Raw genomic sequence first — 24,635 nt, 5'->3', positions numbered from 1 at the left:
TGACGGAGACGATCTCGGAGATTTCCCCGCGGTACGTGGCTCGCGACGGGGCGGTAACGGACCAGGCACAACGGCTCGCACGGGAAGGATAGAAGTCCGCAAGGTGTCAGGCGGCTGGCCGTCAAGAACTGAGTTCAGGCCGGCAGACCGACCACGAGTTCGTCGTTGTCCACCCGGACCGGGTAGACCTTGAGCGGTGGCTGACCGGTCTTCGAGCAACCGGTCGCCAGTTCGAAGATATGTTGGTGCAACGGGCACATGACGACCTCCGCGTCGATGAGCCCGTCGGCGATCGGGCCGCCCGCGTGCGGGCAGACCGCCGACACCGCTCGCAGTTCGCCGTTGCGCAGCCGGAAGACGGCCACCATCTCGTCGCCGACCGGGTACGCCCGGCCCTCACCGACGGGCAGGGCAGTCACCGAGCCGAGCCGATGTTCCATGGTCGCGGTCGTCATTGCGCACCTCCGTTCGACGGGCCCGCGACGGCGGAGCCGACCGCCGGCACCGGACCGGTGACCGCGCCGTTGCCGGCGCGGACCGGTACGAGCGGCAGGGACCGCAGCGGAAGGGCGGTTCTGAACTGGCCGGGGACGACCGGTTCCTGCCCTTCCTTCCACGGGTCGCGGTACGCGCCGACGGCCGCCTCCATCCGCGAGTCGAGTCCTTCGCCCAGATCTTCGGTGTCGTCGACGATCAGTGCGCGGAGGCGTTCGATCCCGACCCGGGGCACGAACGAGTACGTGCGCTCCAGCCAGTTGGCGTTCTCCCGGTAGTACTGGAGAAACCGGCCGGTCAGGGTTATCACCGCCGCGGGACTGTCCACCGTGGCCAACAGGTCGCCCTTGCGGATGTGGGCGCCGGCCGCGCCGCCGACGTAGATCTCCCATCGCCCGCCTTCGATCGCGACGACTCCGAGATCCTTCACGTACGCCTCGGCGCAGTTGCGTGGGCAGCCGGTGACCGCGAGCTTCATCTTCGCGGGGCTCTCCAGGCCCTGGAACTTCGACTCGATCGCGATGCCGAGCGCGGTCGAGTCGCCGAGCCCGAACCGGCAGAAGTCGCTGCCCACGCAGGTCTTCACGGTCCGCATGCTCTTGCCGTAGGCGTACCCGGACGGCATGTCGAGGTCGGCCCAGACGGCCGGCAGGTCTTCCTTGCGGATGCCGAGCAGATCGATCCGCTGGCCGCCGGTGAGCTTCACCATCGGCACCCGGTACTTGTCGGCGACGTCCGCGATCCGGCGCAACTGGGCCGGAGTGGTGACGCCGCCCTTCATCTGCGGCACGACCGAGAAGGTGCCGTCGCGCTGGATGTTCGCGTGCACCCGGTCGTTGATGAAACGCGCGCCACGCTCGTCCTCGTACTCGTCGCCCCACATCATGCGTAGCAGCGAGACCAGGCCCATCTTGCTCTTGGCATCCTCCTTGCCGCCGGCGAGCGTGTCGAAGACGGCCGAGACGCTCTTCAGGCCGTGCTCCCGGATGGCCGTCATGAGAGCCGGCTTGTCCAGCGGAATGCCCGGGACGTACCAAGCGGCGGAGGGGTCCTGCTCGACCTCGCCGCCGGCCGCCCACTCGACGATCTGCGCGACCAGGGACCGGCAGGAACCGCAGCCCTTGCCGGCCCGGGTGGCGTCCATCACCCCGTTGAGCGTTTTCACCCCACCGTGGACGGTGGAGACGAGGGCGCCCTTGCTGACCCCGTTGCAGTTGCAGACCTGCGCCGCGTCGTCCAACTCGGCGGCGGAAACCTCGGTGGCCGGCCCGCCGAGGTCGAAGAGCAGCCGCACTCGCTCCTCCGGCAGCGGCAGTCCCCGGTCGAATGCCTGCATCAGGAAGCCGACCTTGCTGACGTCGCCGAGCAGCGTCGCGCCGACCAGGCGCTCGTCGCGGATGATGACGCTCTTGTAGACGCCGCGTCGCGGCTCGGCGAAGACGACGAACTCGTCGTCTTCTCGTTCCGGCGCGGTGATGCCCATCGCGGCTACGTCGACGCCGGCGACCTTCAGCTTGGTCGCCGTCCGGGAGCCGTGGTACGAGGCCGTCGGATTCCGCCCCGTGATGTGGTCGGCGAGCACCTTTGCCTGGTCCCAGAGCGGGGCAACCAGACCGTACGTCTGGCCGCGGTGCTGCACGCATTCCCCGACGGCGTAGATGTCCGGCTCGTCGAGGACGCGGAGGTGGTCGTCGACCAGGATCGCGCGTTCCACCGGCAGGCCGCTGAGCTCGGCCACCTCGGTGTTGGGCCGGATGCCGGCGGCGACCACCACCATGTCGCAGGGTATGGTCCGGCCGTCGGCGAACCTGACGCCCTCGACCTTCTCCTTACCCAGTACGGCGTTCGTCCTCGCATCGAGCTCGACGGCGATGCCGAGCCGTTCCACGCTCTTGCGCAGGATGGCGCCGCCCTGCGCGTCGAGCTGGCTGTTCATCAGGTGACCGGCCGCGTGGACGAGGGTCACCGCGACGCCGTACTGCTGGAGTCCGCGTGCCGCCTCCAACCCGAGCAGTCCGCCGCCGATGACCACGACGCGTTCGTGGTCGCGGGCGTAGCGGATCATCCCGCGGGTGTCCTCGATCGTGCGGAACGTGAAGACGCCCTGGTGATAGCCGCGCTTCGGGTTGCGCATTCCATCGATCGGTGGGACGAACGGCCGGCTGCCGGTGGCGATGATCAGCTTGTCGTACGGCGTGACCGACCCGTCGTCCGCGTGGACCGTGCGCGCGAAGCGGTCGATCCGGTCGATGCGCACGCCGGCCCGTAGCGTGATCCCGTTCTCGGCGTACCAGGGAAGGCTGTTGAGGAAGATGCCGGCCTCGTCCTCCGCGCCGGAGAGCACATTGGACAGCAGGATCCGGTTGTAGTTGCCGTACGGCTCCTCGCCGAACATCGTGATGCTGAACCGGTCCCGCCCGCCCCGCTCCAGGATCTCCTCGACGGTACGGGCACCGGCCATCCCGTTGCCGATGACCACCAGCCGTTCCATCTAGACCTCCACGAGCCCGAAATCGACAACGACGGCCCCGGCGACCCCGTCGGGCGCGGCGACCAGCAACTCGATCACCGTGCCGCCGTCGAGGTCCTCGACCACCCGCAGCGGCACGTGGACGTCGCTCTTGGCGCCGATCGGGAAGTACCGCATGGGTTTGCCGTCCCGCATGAGGACGACGCAGATCAGCTCGTCGGTGGTGTTGCCGCCCCGGAAGTACACCGGCTGGGTGATGACACCGGCCGGAACGGTGTAGGTGAGCGCGGCGTCGAGCGGGAACGGCGACTCGATGCCCTTGCCCTGGAAGGCGAAGATCCCTTGAAGGAACCGCGGTGTGGACTGCACCTCAACCATCCTTTCGATCTGGGGTGACCGCATGCACGGGCGGTGGTGTCGCCGGGGCGACGTCGTCCGGGCCGCCGGCCCGGCTGACCGCGACCGCGCACACCTTGAAGGCGGGCATCTTCGAGTGCCGGTCGAGCGTCGGGTCGGTGAGCGCGTTCGCGCTGGCCAGGCCGCCCCAGTGGAACGGGGCGAAGACGGTGTCCGGCCGGATCGTGTCGGTGAGGCAGGCGCGGAACACCGCCCTGCCGCGGCGCGTGCGCAGCTCGACCAGGTCGGCCACGCCGATCCCGTGACGCCGGGCCAGATCCGGATGCAGCTCGACCTTCGGGTCCGCGGCGGTCACCTTCAACGACTTCGCGCGCCGGGTCTGGTTCCCGCTCTGGTATTGCTGCATGATGCGGCCGGTGGTCAGGACGTACGGGTATTCCCGGTCCGGCACCTCCGCCGGGTCGCGGTGGTCGACCCGGAGGAACCTGGCCCGCCCGTCGGGGGTCGGAAAGCGCTCGGTGAACAGTCGCGGCGTGCCCGGATGGCCGGCGGCGGGACAGGGCCAGAAGACCCCGTCCTCCGCCTCGATCCGTTCGTACGAGATGCCGGCGTAGTCGGCGATCCCGCCCGCGCTGGCCCGCCGCAACTCGTCGAAGACCGTCTCGGGATCGGGCGAGAAGTACTTCCCGAACCCGAGCCGGTCGGCGAGCGTCGCGAGGACCGTCAGGTCGTCGAGGACCCCGGGCGGGGGCGGCAGTACCCGCTTGCGGCGCAGCACCCGTCCTTCCAGGTTCGTCATCGTGCCCTCTTCCTCGGCCCACTGCGCGGTCGGCAGCACGACGTCGGCGAGCGCGGCGGTCTCGGAGAGGAAGATGTCGGAGACGGCCAGGAAGTCCAGCGCCAGCAGCCGTTCCCGCACACGGTTGCGGTCGGGCGCCGAGACGACGATGTTCGAGGCGAACACCAGCATGGCGCGAACACCGCCGGGGATGCCCAGCCGATCCAGCATCTCGACGGCCGAGACCCCAGGTCCCGGCAGCTCCGCCGGGTCGATGCCCCATACCGCGGCGACGTGGGCACGGGCGGCCGGGTCGTCGATCCGCCGATACCCCGGGAGTTGGTCCGCCTTCTGACCGTGCTCCCGGCCGCCCTGCCCGTTGCCCTGCCCGGTGATCGTCCCGTACCCGGAATGGGGTTTGCCCGGCAGGCCGAGCGCGAGGGCGAGATTGATGTACGCCTGGGCGGTGTCCGTGCCACTGCTGTGTTGCTCGGCGCCGCGGGCCGTCAGGACCATCGCGGACGGCGCGGTGGCGAGCAGCTGGACGGTCCGTCGCAGCTGGGCCTCGGAGACCCCGGTGACGCGCTCGACCCGGGCGGGCCACCACGCGGCCACCGCCGCGCGAACCGCCTCGAAGCCCGTCGTCCGGCCGGCCACATACGGCTCGTCGACGTAACCATCGCGGATCGCGATATGCAGCAACCCGTTCGCCAGGGCGAGATCGGTGCCGGGCGTGGGCTGCAGGTGCAGCGTGCTGCCGCGAGCCGTGGCCGAGTATCGCGGATCGACCACGATGTGCGCCGCACCGGCCGCCCGGCCGGCGTCGAAATGCTGCATCGCGGGTGGCATCGTGTCGGCCGGGTTGCTGCCCACCAGCAGGATGGCCCGCGCCTGAGCGATATCCGACAACGGAAAGGGCAACCCGCGGTCGATGCCGAACGCCCGGTTCCCGGCGGTCGCCGCCGAGGACATGCAGAACCGGCCGTTGTAGTCGATGTGCGGCGTTCTCAGCGCGACCCGGGCGAACTTGCCGAGCTGGTACGCCTTCTCGTTGGTCAACCCGCCACCGCCGAAACAGCCGACGCTCGGCAGGCCGTACGCCGCCTGGCTGGCGCGGATCGCCGTGACGATCCGATCGAGTGCCTCCGCCCAGCCGGCCGGCCGCAGCGGGCTCGACCGGTCGGCCGGATCGAGGCGGACCAGCGGGCTCGTCAACCGGTCCGGGTGGTCGAGCAACTCGGGCGCACTCCAACCCTTCGCGCACAGGCCGCCCCGGTTGGTGGGAAAGTCGGCCGGCTCGATGATCGGCGGCCGGGGCGCGGCGGCCCGCATCGTGACCCCGCACTGCAGGGAGCAATACGGACAATGCGTCGCGACCGGCAGTTCCACACGCCGATCATCGGCAGCCGCCGTTACCCGGTCGTACCGGCCTTGTTACACGGGCATGGCCAGGACCTCACCCGGTCGCCGGAAGCAGCCGAAGAGGGCATGACCAGGGGTAACTACCAGCTCTGGCTGGACACCCGGAACAACCCGCACCAAGGGCACCGCGTGATCATGGCAGCCGGACGGGTCTCTCGTGATCATCGGTCGGGAGGTCGCCGTCGGCAACCGCCATGACGGTCATGTCGACCAGTTGTACCGTTCCCGACAGCACTGTGCCGAAAGCCACGTCCGCCGCGTCGCGGCCGGTCGCCACGCGGATCAAGGACTGTCGCGGTGCCAGGCGGGTGGCATCCCACACGACCCACTCGTCGGCCAGTGCGGTCTCCGCTACCAGATGAAAGTCCATCGGATCGAGGCCGGGCGCGTACACGGCGGCGACGCGTGCCGGGACGTCGACGGCACGGCACAGGGCCACGGTGAGGTGGGCATAGTCGCGGCACACCCCACGCCCGGTCAGCAACGTGTCGATCGCATCGGTCGTCGGGCCGGTCGCCGTCCCGTCGTACACCAGCGAATCATGGACATCGGCGACGATCGCCTGCACAGTCGCACGTTCGTCGCCGCGACGGTAGCGGGCGGCGTAGCCGGCGAGCCGGTCCGACGGGCAGTACCGGCTGGGACGCAACGCCACGATCCGATCGAGAGCCGTCGGGGCGGTTGCCCGCGCCGCCGGGATCGGCCCGTTTCCGGCGTACGTGACAACCAACTTTCCGCGCCCGCAAGTCACCAAGTGCGTGCGCCCGCCCAGTGGCCCACCGGAGCCCGCCACCTCGGTGATGGCGACCGGGGCACCGTCGACCGTCGCGGCCAGTGCCTCGTCGTCGGGCCGTCCCGCCGTCGCGATCTGCAGCGCGATGACCGCCGGAGTCGTGATGTCGTATGTCAGCGTCGCCGCCACGCCCGGTGCCCACATGGACCTATTGTCGCCGCGCGACGTTTCGGATGGGTAAGCCATCGACCATCAACGACGTCGAGGAGGACGCGAGCCCGACGCCCCGAACCGCACCGGGTACATCCCCGATGCGGTGCTTCGCCCGGCCGGCTCGGGGCGATCTACGACCGCGTGTGACGACGTCCTAGATTCGCTCCGGGATATGACCAATCTAGGACAGGTACGGCGAAGTGGCGGGGCTAGGTTCGCGCCATGCTGACGGGGTCGACGGTGCCGCACGGTCGCAGCTCGGAGTGTCGAAAGATCGATGAGCTGCTCAGTGACCTGCGTGCCGGCGTCGGCCGATCGCTGTTCTTCAGCGGCGAACCCGGGATCGGCAAGACCACCCTTCTTGATTACGCCGCGGCGCGGGCCGGCCGGCCGACGTGCTACTCGCGCGCGGAGCCGAGGCCGAACGCGACTACCCGTACGCCGGTCTGCACGCCCTGCTCGCGCCGATGCACCACCTGTTGCCCGACATCCCGCCCCATCAGGCCGCTGTGCTGGCGGCGTGCCTGGCCGCCGGGCCGGTGCCCGGCGACGATTGCTACACCGTGGGCGCCGCCACGCTCAGCCTGCTCACCGCCGGTCCGGCGGGGCGGCGCCGCCTGCTGCTCATCGACGACCTTCACCTGATGGACGAGGTGTCCCGCCGGGCGCTGCACTTCGTGGCGCGGCGGGCGGTCAGCGCCGGCATCGCGGTCATCGTGGCCACCGCCGAGGCAGCCCAGGGCCACCGGCTGGAGCCGCTGGGCCGGGAGGCGGTCTCGGCCGTGCTGTGCGACGCCGCCCCGGTGCCGCCGGTCCCGCCGGTCGTCGACGCGCTGCTCGCGACGTACGGCGGAGTGCCGGCGGCGCTGGTCGAAGCGGTCGAGGCGCTGTCCCCCGGCGCGCTGACCGGCTCCTTGCCGTTGCCCGACCCGATGCCGATCGGCCCGCGGGCACTTGCCGCGGCCGACCTGTTCACCTCTGTCCTCAGCGAGCCCGAGCGCGAGGCGCTGCTGGTCGCGGCCGCGGCCGACGATGCCGGCCTGCTCGCGATCCGGGCCGTACTGGCCGCCCTCGGCCTGGCGCCCGACACGCTGGAGGCGGCCGAGGTCGCGGGCCTGGTCACCTGTCGCGGCAACGAGGTCACCTTCACCCGGCCGTTGCTGCGCTGCGCGGCCTACCACTACGGCGACGTCGCCCTGCGCCGCCGCGTGCACCAGGCCGTGGCCGGGGTCACCACCGGCGCCTGCCGCGCCCGGCACCTCGGGCTGGCCACGCTCGGCATCGACGAGTCGGTCGCCGCGGAACTGGAGACGGCGGCCCGGCAGCCGCACACCGGGTTGCCGATGATCGACTCGGCCCGGCTGCTGGAACGCGCGGCCGAGCTGACCGGCGGAGAGGCCGACCGCGCCCGCCGCGCCACCGATGCCGCCGAGTGCTGGCATTTGGCCGGGTACGCCGACCGTGCGCATCGGCTCAGCGAGAAGGCCGCCCACCGTAGCGGCGACCTCCGGGCGCACGCCGACGCGCAGGCGCTGCTGGCTCGGGCCGACCGGGTCCGCGGCCGGCCCGAGCTGGCCCGCCGGGCGCTGCGCCGGGAGTCGATCCGGCTCCGCACGATCGACCCGTCCCGGGCTGCGGTGATGTTGCTGGGTGCGGCCGACGCCGAGTCGCTGGCCGGTGATCCGCAGAACGCGCTGTCCATGGTGGCGCTGGCCTCCCGGATGTGCGGCGAGGTGCCGGACAAGCTGATCGCCGTCCGGCTGGCCGCCGCGTTGGCCGACCTCGACCGGCTCGACACGGCCCGCGAGCTGTGGACCGAGCACCGATTCCCGCTCGACCAGGTGCTCGCGGCCGGGATGCCTCCGCTGGGCTGGCACACCGACCTCTGGCTCTGGTACCCGATGCTGCTCCTGCGTCTGGGCGAGTACGACGAGGCCGCCCGGCTGCTCGAGGAGCTGGTCTTCCAGGCCCAACGGCGGCATGTCGAGGGGCTGCTGGCCGGGCTGCTGGCGTTGCGCGCCGAGCTGCATCTGCGGATCGGGGCCTGGGCGGATGCCCAGGCCTGGGCGGCCGAGGCGGTGTGCCGGGCGGAACGCTTCGGCCAGCGCACCTACGAGGCGGACGCCCGGCTCTGCCTGGCCCGGCTGGCCGCGGCCCGGGGCCGCCGGGACGACTGCGCCGAGTCCCTGGCCCTGGTGAGAACCCTGGCGAACGGCCGGATCGGGAGCCTGGCGGTGCCGATCGACGCCACCGAGGGGTTGATGGAGCTGAGTCTCGGGAATGCGGAGGCGGCGTACGCGAGCCTGGAGCACGCGGCCCGCCAGGCCGTCACGCACGGCAACGGCCTGGCCCGGATGCCGTGGCTGGGCGACTATGTCGAGGCGGCGGTCCGGACCGGACGGCTCGAGGAGGCCCGGCGCTTGGTGGCCAGGGTGAGCCCGCGCGGGGGCTCGCCGCCGTTGACCGGGGTCCTGGCCCGGTGCGCGGGGCTGCTGGCGGAGAGCAGCGGCGAGAGCCTGCTGCGGGAGGCGACGCTGGTGCGGGAACCGTTCGAGGCGGCCCGGGCCGAGTTGCTCCTGGGGGAATCCCTGGCCGCCCGGGGACTTCCGGGGGAGGCTGCCGGGCCGCTGACCCGGGCCGGTGACATGTTCGACCGGCTGGCCGCGTACCCCTGGAACCTGCGCGCCCGGCGCACGCTGGACACCCCGGCCCGGCCACCCACCCGGCCGATTCGGGCGGACGCGCCGCAACGGTGGTGCGCGGCGGGGCTGACCGAGAAGGAGATGCAGGTCGCCGCCCTGGTGGCGCGCGGCGCGACCAACCGCGAAGTGGCCGAGAAGCTGTTCCTGAGCCACAAGACGATCGAGTTCCACCTGCGCGGCATCTTCCGCAAGCTGGGTATCCGGACGCGCACCGAGCTGGCGCTGATGCTGGGCCTGGCCGAGGGGGCCAGGGAAATGCCCTGATCCACCGGAACCCGGGTCTTCATCGACGCGGCCGGCAACGACCCGGACATAGCTTCGATCCCGTCCTGGCAGGCGACCGGCGCGGGGAGGGCTCACGGTGGGCGACCACAACGTCATCAGCGACGTCTCCGAGATCCTCGTGGCCGTCCTGCGTGACGCCATCCGCGATCTCGACGACGACCAGCCCCCGCAGGCCATCCTGGACGACCTCTCCGGCACCATCCCGGTGAGCCCGCCGAAGCTGACGCTGTTCCTGTACGAGATCGCGGAGGACCCGTCGGTCCGCAATCGGCCGCCGGTGCGCATCGAGCCGGCCGGCGGCGATGCGCGATCCGGTTTCCGCAAGCCGCCGATGGCGCTGATCCTGCGCTACCTGATCACGGCGTGGGGCGGAGACCAGGTCACCCAGCACAAGATGCTCGGGCGGGCGATGGAGGCGCTCTACAACGACGCGATCATCGACGGCGGGCGGCTGGGCGGCAGCCTGGCCGGCACCACCGACGCGCTGCACCTCACGCTCACGCCGCTCACGCTCGACCAGAAGTCGTACGTCTGGTTCGCCCTCCAGAAGCCCTACCGCCTGTCGCTCAACTACGAGGTGCGGGTGGTCAACCTCGACGCCGTCGCGCAGGCCGGGACGCGGCCGGTCACCGCGCGCCAGACGGTGGCCGGCCGATGAGCAGGCTGACCGTCGGGGCCGGGTGGTTCGTGCTGTGGGACGAGTTCCGCGCCGATCGTTACGCCGGTCCGCTGGCCACGTCGCTGGAACGGTGGACCGGTGACGCGTGGCTGGCCGACGACGCACGGCCGCTGCTCACGCCGGGCCGGGCGCTCACCTATCCCGGTCTCGGGCGGCGGCTCCGCGACACCACCCTCTTCCGCGTCCGGGTCGAGGCCGCCGGCCTGCGCGCCCTCTATCCGGCCGACCGCGACCGGTTCGAGGAGTTCTTCGACGCCACCGTGGACGGCCGCGAGTTCGAGGTCGAGCCGTACGACGACGAGCACCCGCCCCCGGCCGTCGCCCTGCCCAAGCCGGAGATGCTGCGCCTGCTCCCGGCGGTGACCTGCCCGTATCCGCCGGGCACCCGGGTCGTCCGGGGCTCCGTGCGAACGCCCTCGGGGGCGGGCGTGCCCGGCGCGCTCGTGCAGGCGGAGGCGCCCGGCGAGTGGCGCGAGCGCACGCTGAGCGGCCACGACGGCACGTTCCGGCTGGCGTTGCGCTGGCGGGGGGCGGTGGACGACCCCGACGAGCTACGGCCGCGGTTCGAGGAGTTCACCGTCACGGCGTACGACGCGCCGGGCCGCTCCGGATCGGTGGACATCCGCCTCGACCGCGACGCCGATCGCCCCGGCGGCACGGAACCCCTTCCCTGCGTCATCGAGATCGGCGAATAGGAGCAAGCGGAATGCCCGAGTATCTGAGCCCCGGCGTCTTCATCGAGGAGATCGACTCCGGTCCGCGCCCGATCGCGGGCGTCAGCACCAGCACGGCCGGCATGGTCGGCGTCACCCGGCGCGGCCCGGAGAACGGCAAGCCGCGTCTGGTCACCACGTTCCTGGAGTTCCAGCGGACGTTCGGTGGCTTCCTGCCCGACCCCGGCCCCACGCTCACCGCCACCTGGTCGGCCACGACCAACCGCGAGGGCGGCCAGTGGTGGACATTTCCGATGGCCGTGAAGGGCTTCTTCGACAACGGTGGCCAGCGGCTCTTCGTCAAGCGGGTGCTCAGCGGCACCGCGGCGGCGGCGACCGGCACGCTGAAGAGCGGTCTCACCGCCGACGTGGCCCGCGACGCGGCCCCCAACGAGGACACCCTCGTGGTGAGCGGACTTCTCGGCTTCGCCGGCAACGAGGCCGTCACCATCCACGACGGGCAGACCGGCGCGCTCATCATGCCCAACCGCATCAACGGTTACTCGATCGGCGCGCAGACCACGATCACCCTCGAGACCCCGCTGACGGCCGGGGTGCGGGCCGCGCGCGGCGACTTCGTGCGGGCCGGCGAGGTAGGCGATCCGACCGTCGAGTTCACCGCCAGCAGCCGCGGCGACTGGGGCAACAACCTGCAGATCCGGCTGCGCCCGGCGGTCGGCGCGCAGCTGCCGCTGCTGCCGGGCGCGGGCGAGGGCAATCTCTTCGTCACCACGCTGGCGGCCGACGTGGCCCAGGGTGCGCGGGAGGTCACCGTGGCCCCGGCCACCGGCCTGGACACCGAACTGCCGGCCGACATCTTCGTACGGATCGGGACGGGCCGCTACGGCGCCACGGTCGCCGACGCCACGGCCGACCCGGTCACGCTCACCCTCGACCGGGGCGCCAACGTCGCCTGGAAGGCCGGCACGGCCGTGCAGCGGGTGCGACGGGTGACCTCCGGCGCGACCCGCACGGTGCGGGTCGGCGGCGCGAACCGGCTCTACGACGGCGCGCTGGTGCAGTTCGACACCGGCGAGGCGCTCAGCCTGCACCGGGTCACCGGCGCCCCCGCGGGCGACCTGGTCACCTTCGGCGACGACGTGACCGGCGACTTCTTCGAGGGCCAGCGGGCCTACCTGGTGGAGGCCCAGGTGACCGTGCGCTTCACCGACGACTTCGGCGACATCGCCGACGAGACCTTCACCGGGCTGCACTGGGGCAAGGACGACCCGCTAGGCGTGGTCCGCGCGCTCGGCGTCCGCTCCCAGAAGGTCACGGCATCGTCCGCGGGCGAGCTGATCGGCGAGGGCACCAGCGTCTTCCCGGGGTGGGACACGGGCTGGATGCCGCTGGCCGGCGGCGACGACGGCTACGACGGGCTGGCCGTGGCCCAGTTCGTCGGGGTGGACGGCGGCAGCGGCCTGCGCACCGGCATCGTGGCCCTGGAGGACATCGACGAGGTGGCCATCTGCGCCGTGCCGGGCGTGTGGTCGGGCACCGTGCAGGCCGCCCTGATCAACCATTGCGAGCAGCTCAAGGACCGGTTCGCGATCCTCGACCCGCCGGACGGTCTCGGCGTCGACGAGATCCTCGACTTCCGGGCGGCGTACGACACCAAGTACGCGGCGCTCTACTACCCATGGGTGGCCGCCGCGCACCCGGTGACCGGGGTCCTCACCCATCTGCCCCCGGCCGGTCACCTGGCCGGCATCTACGCCGCCAACGATGTGGCCCGCGGCGTGCACAAGGCCCCGGCCAACGTGGTCATCCGCGGGATCGACCTGCGCGACGGCCTGGCCCAGGACATCACCCGCCGCCACCAGGACCTGCTGAACCCCAAGGGAATCAACGCGCTGCGTTCGTTCCCCGGCATGGGCAACCGGGTGTGGGGCGCCCGCACGCTCTCCTCGGACACCGCGTGGAAGTACATCAACGTCCGCCGGCTCTTTCTCTTCCTCGAGGAGTCGATCGACGAGGGCACCCAGTGGGTGGTGTTCGAGCCGAACGCCGAGCCGCTGTGGGCGCTGGTCAAGCAGACCGTGGAGAACTTCCTGGCGAGCGTCTGGCGCACCGGGGCGCTGGCCGGCACCACTCCGGACGAGGCGTTCTTCGTCGCCTGCGACCGCACCACGATGACCCAGGACGACCTCGACAACGGACGTCTCATCTGCGTCATCGGCGTAGCGCCGGTCTTCCCGGCCGAGTTCGTCATCTTCCGGATCCAGCAAAGGACCAGCACGCAGACCGTCTGAGGGGAGCCGGCCGATGCCGCCCGTTTTCCGCGCCGATCCGTACGGCGCCTACAACTTCCAGGTCATCGTCACCAACGTCAGCGATGACGGGGTGGCCGTGGGCGGTGCCTTCAACGAGGTCACCGGCCTGGAGATCGAGATCAGCCCGATCGAGTACCGCACCGGCGCCGAGGACATCACCGTCCGCAAGGTCCCCGGCCTCAAGAAGTTCACCAACCTCAGCTTCAAGCGCGGCATCACCGGCGACGTGGCGTTCTGGAACTGGATCGTCGAGGCGCTCAACGGCAAGGTGCGGCGCACCGCCGGGTCGGTGATCCTGCTCGACGAGAACCGCCAGGAGGTCATGCGCTGGAACTTCGACCGGGCCTGGCCGACCAAGTACACCGGCCCGTCGCTCGGCGCCGGCAAGAACGAGATCGCCATGGAGACCCTGGTCCTGGCGGTCGAGAGCCTCGCGATCGCATGACCGTCACCGTCGCCGCCCAGCTACCCGGCCTGCGGGTCGTGGCCGACCCGCCGGCCGCCGGGCCCGATCCGCTGCGCACGGACGTGGCCGCGTTCCTCGGCGGATTCCCCCGCGGGCTGGTGGGGGTCGCCGCCCGGGTGACCAGCTGGACCGAGGCGCAGCAGGCGTTCGGCCCGATCGACGGGCGGCGCCGCACGCCGTACGCGGTCAGTGGCTTCTTCGCCAACGGCGGCCGGACGGCCTGGCTGATCCGGATCGCCGGCGCCGGCGCGGCGACGGCCCGTGCCGTCTGGACGGTCGGCGAGGTGCGTGGACGCGGCGGGTTCCGCCATGCCGCGTACGTGATCGAGGCGACCAGTCCCGGCGAGTGGGCGAACCAGACGAGGGTGACCATCCGGTTCCGGGCCAGCAGCGTGGCCGGGCCGCCCTCGCTGACCGTGCGGGTCGCCGCGCCCGGCGAGCCGGTGGAGACCTTCGCCGAGGTGCGGCCCGGCGCCCTGACCGATCGTCTCGCGTCCTCCCGGCTGATCCGGGTGACCCCGCTCGGGGAGGAACTGCCGGCCAGCGAGGAGGGGCCGCTCACGGCGTTCTGGACGGTTGTGCTGGGCGCGACCGGCGAGACCCGTGGCGCCGACCCGGTGCCCGGCCCGGCCGACTATCGGGCCGCCTTCCAGATCCAGGCCGACGAGCCCGAGCCGGCCCTGCTCGCGCTCCCCGAACTGGGCGCCGACCTTCCGGACCCGGCCGATCGGGCCGGTCTGGTCCGCGACCTGCTGACCGTCATCGCGCCGATGCGTGACCGGCTCGTGGTGCTCGACACGCTCACCGAGGATCCCGCGGCCGACGCGGTGCTGGCTTCGATCGAGGAGATCGCGGCCGACGGCGAGCTCCTGCGGGCGGCGGCGCTCTACCACCCGGCGGTCCGCGTGCCCGACCCGCCGCGTCCGCTCGCCACCGTGCCGGCCTGCGGCCATGTGCTCGGGCTGATCGCACGGCTCGACACCGAACGCGGACCGCACCAGACGCCGGCCAACGCGGCCCTCCTGGAGGTGGCGGATCTGGCCGTCGACTACCCGGTCGAGCAGCAGGCGCGCATGTTCGCGGCCGGGGTCAACCTGCTGCGCGCGCTGCCCGGCCGCGGCCCGCTGGTATGGGGCGGCCGCACGCTGGACAACCGGTTCGTCGCCCACCGCAGGCTGGTCCACCTGCTGGTACGCGCGATCCGCCGGGTCGCCGACCCGCTCGTCTTCGAGGTCAACGGGCCGGAGCTGCGGTTCACGCTGGTCCGCGGGATCACCTCGGTGCTGTTGGCCGCGTTCCGCTCCGGGGCGCTGGCCGGCGAGCGGCCCGAGGAGGCTTTCTCGGTCACCTGCGACGAGCGCAACAACCCACCCGGCTCCGACCCGGCCACGGTGGTCTGCGACATCGACGTGACGCCGGCCGACCCGATGGAGTTCATCACGCTACGGCTCGTCCTCGGTCAGGACCGCGCGCTGGAGGTGGTCGAGCAATGACCGCCCCGGCGCGGCCCGAGCCGCTGACCAAGCACCGCTTCGTGGTGACGCTGGATCCCGGCGACGCCTATCTGCCACCGGCCCAGGCGGTGCTGCTGCCGATGCTCGCGGCCGGCGCGTTCCAGGAGGTCACCGGGCTGGGCGGACAGCTCGACGTGACCGCGTACGCCGAGGGCGGCCAGAACGACACCGTCCACCAACTGCCGGTCCGCTACAGCTGGAACCGCCTGACGCTCAAGGCCGGCGTGGTCCGCGGCTCGGTGCTCTGGTCCTGGTACGTCGCCGGGATGGCCGACTCGCTCGGCGCCCGCCGCGACGGCGCGATCGTGCTCTTCGACCCCGCCGGCAAGCCCGCGGCGGCCTGGGCGTTCCGCGGCGGCCTCGCCGCCAGGTGGACCGGTCCCGACCTCAACGCCGAGCAGAACGCGGTGGCGGTCGAGGCGCTGGAGATCGCCCACGAGGGGCTGACCCAGGTCGGTGCCGATGCGGTGCTCCGGGCGTGAAGGGGAGGAAACACATGGCTTCGGTGACGATCCACCTGCTCGAGGTCCACTTCGAGGTCGAGGGCGACGACGACAAGGTCTTCGCCCGGCTCTTCGAGCGTCACATCAACGCCTGGTCGCGGGCCTATGCCCGGGAGTGCGACCGGCGCGCCCGGGCCCGCGACGACCGGGCCATCGGGGACCAGGAGCCGACCCGATGACCGCCCCCGTCGCCGCGGCCGGTCAGGGGCTCGCCCGGGCCCGGCTGGAGATCGTGCGCCCGCGGCAGGCCGACAACATCAAGAACGTCGTCCCGCTGCGCTTCAACCCGGCCGACTTCAAGATCAGCAAGAGCAACACGTTCGCCGAGATCGGCATCCCGGGCCTGGAGACGCCGCCGATCCAGTATGTCCGCGGCGGCAGCGAGTCACTCAGCCTCGAAGCGCTGGTCGACACGTCGGACACGGTCGAGGACGTGCGCGTGCGTTTCGTGCAGCGGCTGCGCGACCTGATGCGGCCCGACGAGAAGGAGCACGCGCCGCCGATCGTCCGCTTCGTCTGGGGCCCAACCGTCTTCCCCGGCGTGCTCGAGAAGCTCGATGTCACCTACCAGCTCTTCAAACCCGACGGGGTGCCGCTACGGGCCAAGCTCGACCTCACGATCCGCGAGTACCGCCAGGTCAAGGACCAGGTGAACGACCCTCCGCGGTCCTCGCCGACGGTGGAGAAAAGCTATCTGGTCCGGCGCGGCGACACGCTGAGCAGCATCGCGGCCGCCCTCTACCGCGATCCGGGCGCATGGCGGGTGCTGGCCCGCGCCAACGGCATCACCGACCCGCGCGACGTGGCGCCGGGCCGTCTGCTGATCGTCCCGAGGCTGAGGTGAGGCGCCGATGACCAGCAGCACCCGCGAGATCGCGCCGGCCGACCGTTACGCACCCGCCTTCACCGTGGTGATCAACGGACTCGAGGCCGACAAGACCACCAAGAACGACGTCATCGACCTCAAGGTCACCCGCGACCTGGAGGAGATGTCCGGCTTCGACATCACGCTGAACAACTGGGACGACGTCAAGCTCGTCTTCAAGCACAGCGACAACAAGCAGTTCCAGGTCGGCAACCAAGTCAAGATCCAATTAGGGTACGCGGACAGCGAGCTCCTCGTCTTCGCGGGAACGATCAACACGCTCAGCCCCCAGTTCCCCGACTCGGCCTCGCCCACGGTCGCCATCAGCGGCGTCGACGGCCTGGTCCGGCTCAAGGACAACAAGCCCGCCGCGACCGCCACCAAGACCTGGCACCACAAGGCCGACTGGGAGATCGCCCAGCAGATCGCCCAACGGCACGGCATGACCTGCGACCCCGACCGCACGGGCCCGGTGCACGAGCTGGTCGTGCAGAAGAACCAGGACGACGCCGCCTTCCTGGTCGAGCGGGCCAAGCGGATCGACTTCAACTGCTTCGTGCTGCCCGGGGGCGCCACCGGCGAGCCCGACGAGCTGCACTTCGAGCGCCCCTCGGACGGCCGCGGCGCCGGGACGGTACGGGTCTACCAGTTCGGCTACGGCCCGGGACTGGGCGCCGGAGCGCTGCGCGAGGCCGGCCGCACCGGGCCGCCGCCACCGGGCACGGCCGTGCAGCCGGCCGGAATGATGCCCAACCTGATCAGCTTCGCGCCCACCATCACGCTCTCCCGGCAGGTCGGCAAGCTCACCGTGCGGGGCTGGGATCCGCGGACCAAGCAGCCGATCGTCTTCACCGCCGACAGCCAGGACCTGCCGGGCGGCCTCGACGGCAAGGGCGGGGCGAACGGCGCCGACACCGCCCGGCAGAGCATGGACAACCGGCAGGACGTGGTCATCGACGCGCCGATCGCATCCGATCAGGAGGCCAGGGAGCTGGCGATCAGCCTGCTGCGCGAGCGGGCGTACGAGTTCGTGACGGCCACCGGCCGAGTGGCCGGCCTGCCCGAGCTGCGGCCCGGCGACAACGTGGAGATCTTCGGGGTCGGCGACCGTTTCTCCGGGGCCTACTTCGTCCGCCGGGTCGAGCATTCGCTGAGCAGCAGCGGCTTCTTCACCGAGTTCGCCGTGCGGCGCGTGTTCGCGGGGGCCGACTCGTGACCGCGGCCCCGCGCTCACGCAGCGCCGACAAGCGCTACTTCGGCGTGGCCGAGGCCATCGTCGAGGAGGTCGAGAACGACGACGAGTGCCGCGTGAAGCTGCGCTACCCCTGGTTCGACAGCGGCACGGTCTCCGACTGGTGCCGGGTGGCCCAGCTCTACGCGGGCAACGGCTACGGCTCCTGCTTCGTGCCCGAGAAGGGCGACGAGGTCCTGGTCGCGTTCGTGCACGGCGACATGCGCTTCCCGATCGTGCTGGGCGGGCTCTACAACGGCGTCGACAAGCCACCCACCGCCCGCACCCAGGGCCGCGACCAGAAGCTGATCCGCACCAAGCACGGCCACCAGTTGCTCTTCGACGACCAGGACTCGCAGGCCGCGGTCCGGGTCACCTCGGCCGCCGGCCACGTGGTCGAGCTCGACGACCAGGGCAACGCCATTCGCATCCAGGCCGCGGCCGGGGCCAGCGTCTCGATCAGCGCCGACGGGGGGATCACGCTGTCGTCCAAGGCCGAGGTGACGCTCTCGGCGCCGCAGGTCGCGCTGGACGCGGACAGCGTCACGCTCGGCAAGGGTGCCGCGCAGTCGGTGAACCTCGGCGACACGCTCGCGGTCGCCTTCGCCACGCACACCCACGGGTCGGGCGCCGGACCCACGACGACGCCGGTGCCGCCGGTGCAGCCGCCCGCGCTGACCTCGAAGAAGGTGAGGACGGCGTGAGCGACGACCTCAGCGGCACCGACTTCACCGGCACCGGCTGGCGCTTCCCGATCCTGCCCGACGAGACCGGGCGCCTGCCGTACGTCTCCGGCGCCGACAGCATCCACGACTGCCTGCTGGCGTTGCTGCTGACCGCGCGCGGCGAACGGGTGATGCGGCCGGATCTGGGCACGCGCGCCCCCGAGCTGTTGTTCGCGCCGGGCAGCGCGCAGAACCTGCGCGACCTGGAGGACTCGGTGCGGGAGGCGGTGCTGGCCTTCGAGCCCCGGATCGAGCTCGACGAGGTGCACGCCGAGCAGGTCGGAACCGGACGGGTGGACGTGCGGATCGCGTACCACATCCGGCACAGCAATACGAAGGCCAACCTGGTCTTCCCCTTCTATCTGGGCGTTACGGGGGCCGGCTCATGACGCTGCCGCCGCTCGTCCTGGACGACCTCACCTGGGAGACGCTGACCGAGGCGGCCCGGCGCCGCATCCCGGCCGCGTCGGGTGGGCGATGGACGCTGCACGCTCCGGTCGATCCCGGCGTCACCGTTCTGGAGTTGCTGGCCTACCTGCTCGAGCAACGCCTCTACTTCCTCGACCAGGTGCCGGACGAGCTGGTGCTGGCGATCCTGCGGCTGCTCGGCGTCGACCTGCCGCGACCGGCCCGCCCGGCCGCGACGGTGCTCCAGCCGTCGATCGAACCGGACGGCGGCCTGCTCCCGGCCGGCACCGTGCTGGCCCGCGACGCGGCTCAGCAGGTGCGGTTCACCCTGGACGACGCCCTGGCCGTGCTACCGCTCACCGACGCACCGGTGCGGGTGGTGGCCGGCGGGCGGGACCGGACGGCCGATCTGCTCGCCGGCCGGGGTGTCCCGCTGCTGCCGGCCGACGGCTCGGCGGCCGAGTTCCGCCTGATCCTGCCGCTGGCTTCCGGCCCGGCCGAGGCCGGCCTGACGCTGCTGATCGAGCTCGACTCCCCGGCGCCGCCCTCGTGGCACCCGGACGCCGTCGCCGACGTGCCGCCCCCGGCCGTGCTGGAGTGGGCCTGGTTCGACCCCGAGTCGTCCTGGACGCGGCCGGTTCCGGAGGTCGACGACGGGACGGCCGGCCTGCGCCGCTCGGGGATCGTCCGGCTGTCCGGACCGGGTGCCGCCGGGCTGCGGGTCAGCACCGCGGCCGGCACGTTCGCCTCGCCGCCCATGCTCGTCCAGGCGGTGCCCAACGCCGGCACGGCCCGGCAGGTCGAGTCGCGCGTGGCTGCCGGACCGGAGCTGGCCGCGCAGGTCGGCGCCTGGCTGCGGCTCCCCGGCGAGCGCCTGGTGCTGCCGGAGGCGGCGGGCACGCTGCTCGACGCCGAGGTGACGATCCGCCGCCGGGGCGAGGCCGAGCCGTGGCGGGCGGTGCCCGGGTGGGCGTTCACCGGGCCGGGCGAACGGGTCTTCAGGATCGACCGGGCGGCGGGCGCGATCGTGTTCGGCGACGGGCTCACCGGCGGCATCCCCGTGCCGGACGCCGGCGACGACGCGGTGACCGTGGCCTGGACGCGAGGTGGTGGCACGGTGGGGAACGGCGGCCGCACCACGACCTGGGTGCCCGTCGGGGACCCGGTGCCGGGCTCGCTGGTATCGGCCCGCAACGTCGTCGCGGCCGAGGGCGGCCGGGAGGCGGAGACCGTCGAGCAGGCTCGGGCCCGGGCGGCCGGCGATCTGGCCGAGGTGCGCCGGGCGGTGACGGCGGCCGATTTCGACGAGCTGGCCCGGCGCACCCCGGGCGTGGCGGTGGCCCGGTGCGACGTGGCGGTGGGCGCGCATCCGGCGTACCCGGGCACGACCGTGCCGGGCGCGGTGACCGTGCGGATCGTCCCGGCCGTGCCCGACACCCTGATCGCCGACCCGGCCGTCTCCCCGGCCGTGGTGCCCGACCCCGGCACGCTCGCCGCGGTCCGCGCCTGGCTCGGCAAGGCGCGCCTGCTGGGCACCGAGCTGTTCGTCTCGGCGCCGACATACCGGGATGTGGCGTTGCGCGCCGACGTGCGCGGGCGGCCGGCCGACCCGGCCGCGGTCCGCGCGACGCTGCGCCTGGCGCTGCGCCGCTACCTCGACCCGCTGACCGGTGGCGACGACGGCGCCGGCTGGCCGTTCGGCTCGCCCCTGCGGCCGACCGCGCTGGTCCGCGTCGCGCAGGCCGCCCTCGGCGACGACGCCGAGGTGGCCGCGGTCGCGGTCGGGCTCGACGGCGCCGCACCGGCCGAGGACTGCACCGACACCGGGCTGCGCCCCGGCGAACTGCCCGCCCTGACCACGACGACGCTGCGCCTGGTCGCCGCGCCGGCCGGGCCCGGACTGTCCTGAGGGGAGGGACGCCATGACCGGCGAGATCTGGTGGGGCCGCGAGGCCGGGGGCGAGGTGCCTCCGCTGCGGCCCGGGCCGAGCGGGCGGCAACCCGCGCTGGTCGACGACCGGCGCGCGGCGATCCGCGACGCCATCCGGGCGCGGATTCCGGCGTACACGCCCGAGTGGAGCGACCCCGGGCCGGCCGATGCGGGCAGCGCGCTGGTCGAGGTCTTCGCCGCCCAGGCCGAGCCGGTGCGGCAACGGCTCAACCGGCTGCCCGAAAAGCTGCTCACCGAACAGTTGCGGATCGCCGGCCTGACGCCCCTGGCCGCCGCGCCGGCCGAGGCCGTGCTGCAGTTCACGGTCACTCCCGCCGACGGCGCGTCGGTGCTCGTGCCGGCCGGTTTCCAGGCCGGGGCGGCGTCGCCGGCGCCGGGCGCGGGCGGGCAGATCGTCTTCGAGACGCAGCGCGACCTGTGGGCCACCCCGGCCACCTTGGCGGCCACGCTCACCGGCACCGCGGGACGGCTGGATCCGGTCGGCGGGGGCACGTTCCGGCCGTTCGGCGACCATCCCCAGCCCGGCGACGCGCTCTGGCTCGGGCTCTCCGGCCCGGTCGCACCGTACCCCCGGCTCACCGTCGAGATCGTGGCCCAGCCCGGCGGCCCGGCCCCGACCGGGCTCGCCCCCCTGCTCGCGTGGTCGGTTCTGGACGGCGGCCGCTCTCTTGCCCTGGAGGTGATCCGGGACGACACCGCCGGTCTGCGCACCTCGGGCACGGTCGAGCTGCGGCTGCCCGGCACCTGGCGGCCCGGACGGCCGCCCGGCACCCGGCCGCTTCCGCTGCTGCGCTGGCTGCGGGTCTCGCTCAACCACGGGGCGTACGCCACCCCGCCCGCGCTCACGGCCGTGCGGCTGAACGCCGTGCCGGCCGTCGCGGTCCGCACGATCCGGGACGAGGCGCTGCTGCCGATCCCGGGCGGCCCAGCCGACGGCCGCACCCGGATGCGCCTGTCCGGCACGCCGATCGTGCCCGGCAGCGCGGTCATCGAAGTGGACGACGACCTGGCCGGCGACCCGCCGGTCGCGGCGCGCTGGCGTGAGGTCCGGAGCCTCGCCGGCCAGACCGGCGACGCCCGCGTCTTCACGGTCGACCACGCGACCGGCGAGGTGACGTTCGGCGACGGCGTGCGGGGAGCCAAGGTGCCGCCCGGCTTCCGCAACGTGCGCGCGACCGCGTACCGCGTCGGTGGCGGCTCCGCGGGCCGGGTCGCGGCCGGGGCGATCAACGCGACCGTCACCTCGCTGCCCGACGTCACCGGCGTCGCCAACGCCGACCCGGCGACCGGCGGCTCCGACCCCGAGCCGGTGGCCGACGTGCTGGGCCGCGGGCCGGCCGAGCTGCGGGCCGGCGGCCGGGCGGTCACCGCGGCCGACTACGCCCAGCTGGCCCTGGGCGCGCCGGGCACGCTGGTGGCCCGGGCGCACGGCGTGGCCGGGCTCGACCCGGGCCGGCCGGCCGTCTCCTCCCCCGGCGTGGTGGCGGTCCTCGTGGTGCCGGAGCCGACCGGCGTGGACGGTCCGCCGGTGCCCACGAACGCCGACCTGACCGCGGTGGAGAACCACCTCACCGGCGCCTCGGCCCCGGCCGGGGTCCGGGTGGCGGCGGCGGCCCCGGTCTATCAGCGGGTCCGCATCGAGGCGCGCCTGGCCGTGGATCCGCGGCTCGACCGGGCCGGGATCTTCCAGGCCGCCGGCGACGCCGTGCTGGCCTACCTCCATCCGATCACCGGTGGCGGCGACGGCAACGGCTGGCCGCTGGGTGCGCCGCTGCCCTACGTCACTCTGGTCCGCCGCTTGCTCGACGTTCCCGGCGTACGCGCGGTGCCCGGCCTCCGGGTGCTGCTGGACGGCCGCCGCGTGCCGCCGTGCACGGACGCGGCGCTGCGCCCGCACGCGTTGCCCTGGGCCGAGCGGCCGGTCCTGATCCCGGTGAGCGACCCGGACGGAGGTGCGTCGTGACGTTCCGGCTCCTGGACGCCCATGTCGGCTGGGACGCGGCCGAGAGCACGCTGGCCGGGCTCGACGACCCGGCCGGGGTGCGGCTGCCACGAGCGGGTGCGGACCCCGACGGGCCCGACCGGGCGAGCCTGCTGCCGTGGTTCCCCGACCGGCGGCTGGCGCCCGCGTGCTCGGGTGGCTGGTATCTGGCCACCGCCTCGGGACTGCTGCGCCGCGACGGATGCGGCGCCGGCTTCGCACCGGTCCGCTCGGACCCCGTGGAGGCGGTAGCAGCCTCGGGGCACTGGGTCGCCGCGATCCGGTCCGACGGGCGGGTGCACGTCTGGTGGCGGGAGGGGGAGATGCTCACCGGGGTGGTCGAGCGGGCCGGTGCCGCCCTGCTCGCGGTGGCCCCGGGCGGAGTCATCCTGGTGGCCGGGGAACAGGGAACCGTGCTGCGCGCGTACACCCCGGTCGGCGACGCCCAGCGTGCGTGGCGCACGGAGATCGAGGGACGCCTGGCCGGCCTGCGGCTCGGCCCGGACCGGACGGTCTGGCTGCTCGGCGAGGATGACGGGCAGCTGCGGATCTGGGTCGCCGAGCGGATCGGAGCCCGGCCGGTGCGGGCGACGACGGCCGAACTGGCCGCGGCGCTTCCACCCAGCGATCTCGTCTCGGCCGGGACCGATGGGTTCTGTCTCGGACGGCCCGAGACGCTCAACGCGGACGCGGGGACCGATTGCTTCGACTGGCTGGGACGGCCGCTCGACGAACCACCCACGTCGTCGAGCGGCGCCTATGCGAGGACGGGACGGCTGGCGACGACGGCGCTCGACAGCGGAGTGTCACGGTGCCGGTGGCACCGGATACGGATCGACGCCGATCTGCCGGCGGGCACCACGGTGCAGGCGTCCGTGGCGGTCACCGAGGACGACCCACCGGCCGAGTCCGACTGGCAGCAGGCGCCCGCCGGGGCCACCGACGTGCTGATCGACCAGCCGCCGGGGCGCTATCTCCAGCTACGGCTGGCCCTGGCCTCGGACGGCGCCGAGACGCCGGTCGTGCGGCGGATCCGGCTCGACTTCCCCCGTCGGACAAGCGCCGATCTGCTGCCGGCGGCGTTCCGGGACGACCCGCTGGCCGACGACTTCGCCGAACGGTTCCTGTCGCTGTTCGACTCGACCCTGGCCGAGATCGACCGGGTGGTCGAGCGCTACCCGGCGCTGCTCGACGGGACGAACGTCCCCGGCGAGTTGCTGCCCTGGCTGGGCGGGCTGCTGGGGATCGGGTTCGAGGCCGGATGGGACGCGGACACCCGGCGGGCGCTGATCGCGGCGGCGCCGGCGCTGTTCCGAGGGCGCGGAACGCCGGCCGCGGTGCGCGAGGCGGTGCGGATCGTGTTCGGCGCCGAGCCGGTGATCGACGAGCTGGCTGCGGAACGGAGCTGGCTGCGCGTCGGCACGGACGGGGCGCTCGGCGCCGGGCGGCTGTTCGGGCGGTCCCGGGCCCGGGTCCGGCTCGGGTCCCCGCTGGCCGGGTCGCCGCTGAACAGCCTGGGCGATCCCTACGGGGATCCGCTGCGGGAGCACGCCTACCGGCTGCGGGTCTCGTTGCCCGCGCGGGCCGGCAAGGCGGCGCTGGAACGGCTGGTGCGGTCGCAGACGCCGGCGCACACCGTGGCCGAGGTCCGCGACGGCGGCTCGGGCTGGGTGGTCGGGGTGCGGTCGGTGGTGGGGGTGGACACGGCCTTCGAGCCGCTGCCGGCGGCGGTGCTGGGACCGGTGGCGGGGGCCGAGCCGCTGCGGCTCAACCGGCAGAGCGTGCTGGCGGGCAGCCGGCGGGGACCCTGCCGAGCGATGACGGTGGGCGAGCGCGCCGTGGTGGGCGTGACGTCCGTGGCCTGGTGAGTG

At 73.1% G+C, this 24,635-nt stretch carries 20 protein-coding genes and 1 pseudogene; 16 read left to right on the top strand and 5 right to left on the bottom strand.

Annotated features, from left to right (window positions below; genetic code table 11):
- Positions 1 to 134 precede the first annotated feature (134 nt).
- The 5 genes from IH26_RS0103885 to IH26_RS0103865 all read right to left on the bottom strand — a co-directional run bounded on the left by IH26_RS0103885 (position 135) and on the right by IH26_RS0103865 (position 6,444).
- Complete coding sequence (locus IH26_RS0103885; protein ID WP_030434702.1) at positions 135 to 455, bottom strand: Rieske (2Fe-2S) protein; 321 nt, start codon at positions 453 to 455, stop codon at positions 135 to 137.
- Complete coding sequence (gene nirB / locus IH26_RS0103880) at positions 452 to 2,986, bottom strand: nitrite reductase large subunit NirB (RefSeq protein ID WP_084598596.1); 2,535 nt, start codon at positions 2,984 to 2,986, stop codon at positions 452 to 454. The genes IH26_RS0103885 and nirB overlap by 4 nt, the downstream gene beginning before the upstream one ends.
- Complete coding sequence (locus IH26_RS59465) at positions 2,987 to 3,343, bottom strand: molybdopterin oxidoreductase (RefSeq protein ID WP_157437025.1); 357 nt, start codon at positions 3,341 to 3,343, stop codon at positions 2,987 to 2,989.
- On the bottom strand, positions 3,336 to 5,489 hold the full coding sequence (locus tag IH26_RS0103870) for a molybdopterin oxidoreductase family protein (RefSeq protein ID WP_034213445.1): 2,154 nt from the start codon (positions 5,487 to 5,489) through the stop codon (positions 3,336 to 3,338). Before IH26_RS0103870 ends, IH26_RS59465 begins: the two co-directional genes overlap by 8 nt.
- 166 nt (positions 5,490 to 5,655) lie before the next feature.
- On the bottom strand, positions 5,656 to 6,444 hold the full coding sequence (locus IH26_RS0103865) for a transglutaminase-like domain-containing protein (RefSeq protein ID WP_211268565.1): 789 nt from the start codon (positions 6,442 to 6,444) through the stop codon (positions 5,656 to 5,658).
- A gap of 246 nt (positions 6,445 to 6,690) precedes the next feature.
- On the opposite strand from IH26_RS0103865, the pseudogene IH26_RS64420 reads away from it, so the two are divergent.
- From IH26_RS64420 to IH26_RS0103790, 16 genes and pseudogenes are all read left to right on the top strand, one after another.
- A pseudogene (locus tag IH26_RS64420) lies at positions 6,691 to 6,834 on the top strand (hypothetical protein); the annotation flags it as partial.
- Between the two features lie 29 nt (positions 6,835 to 6,863).
- Positions 6,864 to 9,434, top strand: coding sequence for a helix-turn-helix domain-containing protein (locus IH26_RS0103860; RefSeq protein ID WP_030434697.1), 2,571 nt, complete (start codon positions 6,864 to 6,866; stop codon positions 9,432 to 9,434).
- Between the two features lie 97 nt (positions 9,435 to 9,531).
- Positions 9,532 to 10,113 carry a Pvc16 family protein gene (locus IH26_RS0103855; protein WP_030434696.1) on the top strand — a complete coding sequence of 194 codons (582 nt, stop codon included), beginning with the start codon at positions 9,532 to 9,534 and terminating at the stop codon, positions 10,111 to 10,113.
- The gene (locus IH26_RS0103850) at positions 10,110 to 10,829 is read left to right on the top strand and encodes a carboxypeptidase-like regulatory domain-containing protein (RefSeq protein ID WP_051807429.1); all 720 of its coding nucleotides are present in this window, start codon (positions 10,110 to 10,112) and stop codon (positions 10,827 to 10,829) included. Before IH26_RS0103855 ends, IH26_RS0103850 begins: the two co-directional genes overlap by 4 nt.
- Positions 10,830 to 10,840: 11 nt before the next feature.
- Positions 10,841 to 13,099, top strand: a complete 2,259-nt coding sequence (locus tag IH26_RS0103845; RefSeq protein WP_030434694.1) for a phage tail sheath family protein — start codon at positions 10,841 to 10,843, stop codon at positions 13,097 to 13,099.
- 13 nt (positions 13,100 to 13,112) lie between these two features.
- Entirely contained in the window at positions 13,113 to 13,565 is a 453-nt protein-coding gene (locus tag IH26_RS0103840; RefSeq protein WP_030434693.1) for a phage tail protein, read from the top strand.
- Positions 13,562 to 15,079, top strand: coding sequence for a phage tail sheath subtilisin-like domain-containing protein (locus IH26_RS0103835; protein WP_030434692.1), 1,518 nt, complete (start codon positions 13,562 to 13,564; stop codon positions 15,077 to 15,079). Before IH26_RS0103840 ends, IH26_RS0103835 begins: the two co-directional genes overlap by 4 nt.
- Positions 15,076 to 15,582 (top strand): phage tail protein, encoded by a 507-nt coding sequence (locus IH26_RS0103830; RefSeq protein WP_030434691.1) that lies wholly within the window; start codon positions 15,076 to 15,078, stop codon positions 15,580 to 15,582. Before IH26_RS0103835 ends, IH26_RS0103830 begins: the two co-directional genes overlap by 4 nt.
- 14 nt (positions 15,583 to 15,596) lie before the next feature.
- Positions 15,597 to 15,782 carry a putative phage tail protein gene (locus IH26_RS0103825; protein WP_030434690.1) on the top strand — a complete coding sequence of 62 codons (186 nt, stop codon included), beginning with the start codon at positions 15,597 to 15,599 and terminating at the stop codon, positions 15,780 to 15,782.
- The gene (locus IH26_RS0103820) at positions 15,779 to 16,447 is read left to right on the top strand and encodes a CIS tube protein (RefSeq protein ID WP_030434689.1); all 669 of its coding nucleotides are present in this window, start codon (positions 15,779 to 15,781) and stop codon (positions 16,445 to 16,447) included. Before IH26_RS0103825 ends, IH26_RS0103820 begins: the two co-directional genes overlap by 4 nt.
- Before the next feature lie 7 nt (positions 16,448 to 16,454).
- Positions 16,455 to 17,684 carry a phage late control D family protein gene (locus IH26_RS0103815; protein WP_030434688.1) on the top strand — a complete coding sequence of 410 codons (1,230 nt, stop codon included), beginning with the start codon at positions 16,455 to 16,457 and terminating at the stop codon, positions 17,682 to 17,684.
- A complete protein-coding gene (locus IH26_RS0103810; protein WP_030434687.1) occupies positions 17,681 to 18,403 on the top strand; it encodes a phage baseplate assembly protein V in 723 nt (240 codons plus the stop codon). The genes IH26_RS0103815 and IH26_RS0103810 overlap by 4 nt, the downstream gene beginning before the upstream one ends.
- Positions 18,400 to 18,813, top strand: coding sequence for a GPW/gp25 family protein (locus IH26_RS0103805; protein WP_030434686.1), 414 nt, complete (start codon positions 18,400 to 18,402; stop codon positions 18,811 to 18,813). Before IH26_RS0103810 ends, IH26_RS0103805 begins: the two co-directional genes overlap by 4 nt.
- The gene (locus IH26_RS0103800; RefSeq protein WP_030434685.1) at positions 18,810 to 20,741 is read left to right on the top strand and encodes a baseplate J/gp47 family protein; all 1,932 of its coding nucleotides are present in this window, start codon (positions 18,810 to 18,812) and stop codon (positions 20,739 to 20,741) included. Before IH26_RS0103805 ends, IH26_RS0103800 begins: the two co-directional genes overlap by 4 nt.
- A gap of 13 nt (positions 20,742 to 20,754) precedes the next feature.
- On the top strand, positions 20,755 to 22,746 hold the full coding sequence (locus tag IH26_RS0103795; RefSeq protein WP_030434684.1) for a putative baseplate assembly protein: 1,992 nt from the start codon (positions 20,755 to 20,757) through the stop codon (positions 22,744 to 22,746).
- Positions 22,743 to 24,632 (top strand): phage tail protein, encoded by a 1,890-nt coding sequence (locus IH26_RS0103790; RefSeq protein WP_030434683.1) that lies wholly within the window; start codon positions 22,743 to 22,745, stop codon positions 24,630 to 24,632. The genes IH26_RS0103795 and IH26_RS0103790 overlap by 4 nt, the downstream gene beginning before the upstream one ends.
- Positions 24,633 to 24,635: the final 3 nt, after the last annotated feature.

The sequence above is a fragment of the Actinoplanes subtropicus genome, from assembly GCF_000721705.1.
GTDB lineage: Bacteria > Actinomycetota > Actinomycetes > Mycobacteriales > Micromonosporaceae > Actinoplanes > Actinoplanes subtropicus.
Note: the sequence above shows the minus strand (reverse complement) of the source record. Positions and strands in the feature narration are given on the sequence as shown.

Coding starts and splice junctions, on each gene's coding strand:
- IH26_RS0103885 (WP_030434702.1), bottom strand. CDS start 455: ATGACGACCGCGACCATGGAACATCGGCTCGGCTCGGTGACTGCCCTG.
- nirB (WP_084598596.1), bottom strand. CDS start 2,986: ATGGAACGGCTGGTGGTCATCGGCAACGGGATGGCCGGTGCCCGTACC.
- IH26_RS59465 (WP_157437025.1), bottom strand. CDS start 3,343: ATGGTTGAGGTGCAGTCCACACCGCGGTTCCTTCAAGGGATCTTCGCC.
- IH26_RS0103850 (WP_051807429.1), top strand. CDS start 10,110: ATGAGCAGGCTGACCGTCGGGGCCGGGTGGTTCGTGCTGTGGGACGAG.
- IH26_RS0103845 (WP_030434694.1), top strand. CDS start 10,841: ATGCCCGAGTATCTGAGCCCCGGCGTCTTCATCGAGGAGATCGACTCC.
- IH26_RS0103840 (WP_030434693.1), top strand. CDS start 13,113: ATGCCGCCCGTTTTCCGCGCCGATCCGTACGGCGCCTACAACTTCCAG.
- IH26_RS0103835 (WP_030434692.1), top strand. CDS start 13,562: ATGACCGTCACCGTCGCCGCCCAGCTACCCGGCCTGCGGGTCGTGGCC.
- IH26_RS0103830 (WP_030434691.1), top strand. CDS start 15,076: ATGACCGCCCCGGCGCGGCCCGAGCCGCTGACCAAGCACCGCTTCGTG.
- IH26_RS0103825 (WP_030434690.1), top strand. CDS start 15,597: ATGGCTTCGGTGACGATCCACCTGCTCGAGGTCCACTTCGAGGTCGAG.
- IH26_RS0103820 (WP_030434689.1), top strand. CDS start 15,779: ATGACCGCCCCCGTCGCCGCGGCCGGTCAGGGGCTCGCCCGGGCCCGG.
- IH26_RS0103815 (WP_030434688.1), top strand. CDS start 16,455: ATGACCAGCAGCACCCGCGAGATCGCGCCGGCCGACCGTTACGCACCC.
- IH26_RS0103800 (WP_030434685.1), top strand. CDS start 18,810: ATGACGCTGCCGCCGCTCGTCCTGGACGACCTCACCTGGGAGACGCTG.
- IH26_RS0103795 (WP_030434684.1), top strand. CDS start 20,755: ATGACCGGCGAGATCTGGTGGGGCCGCGAGGCCGGGGGCGAGGTGCCT.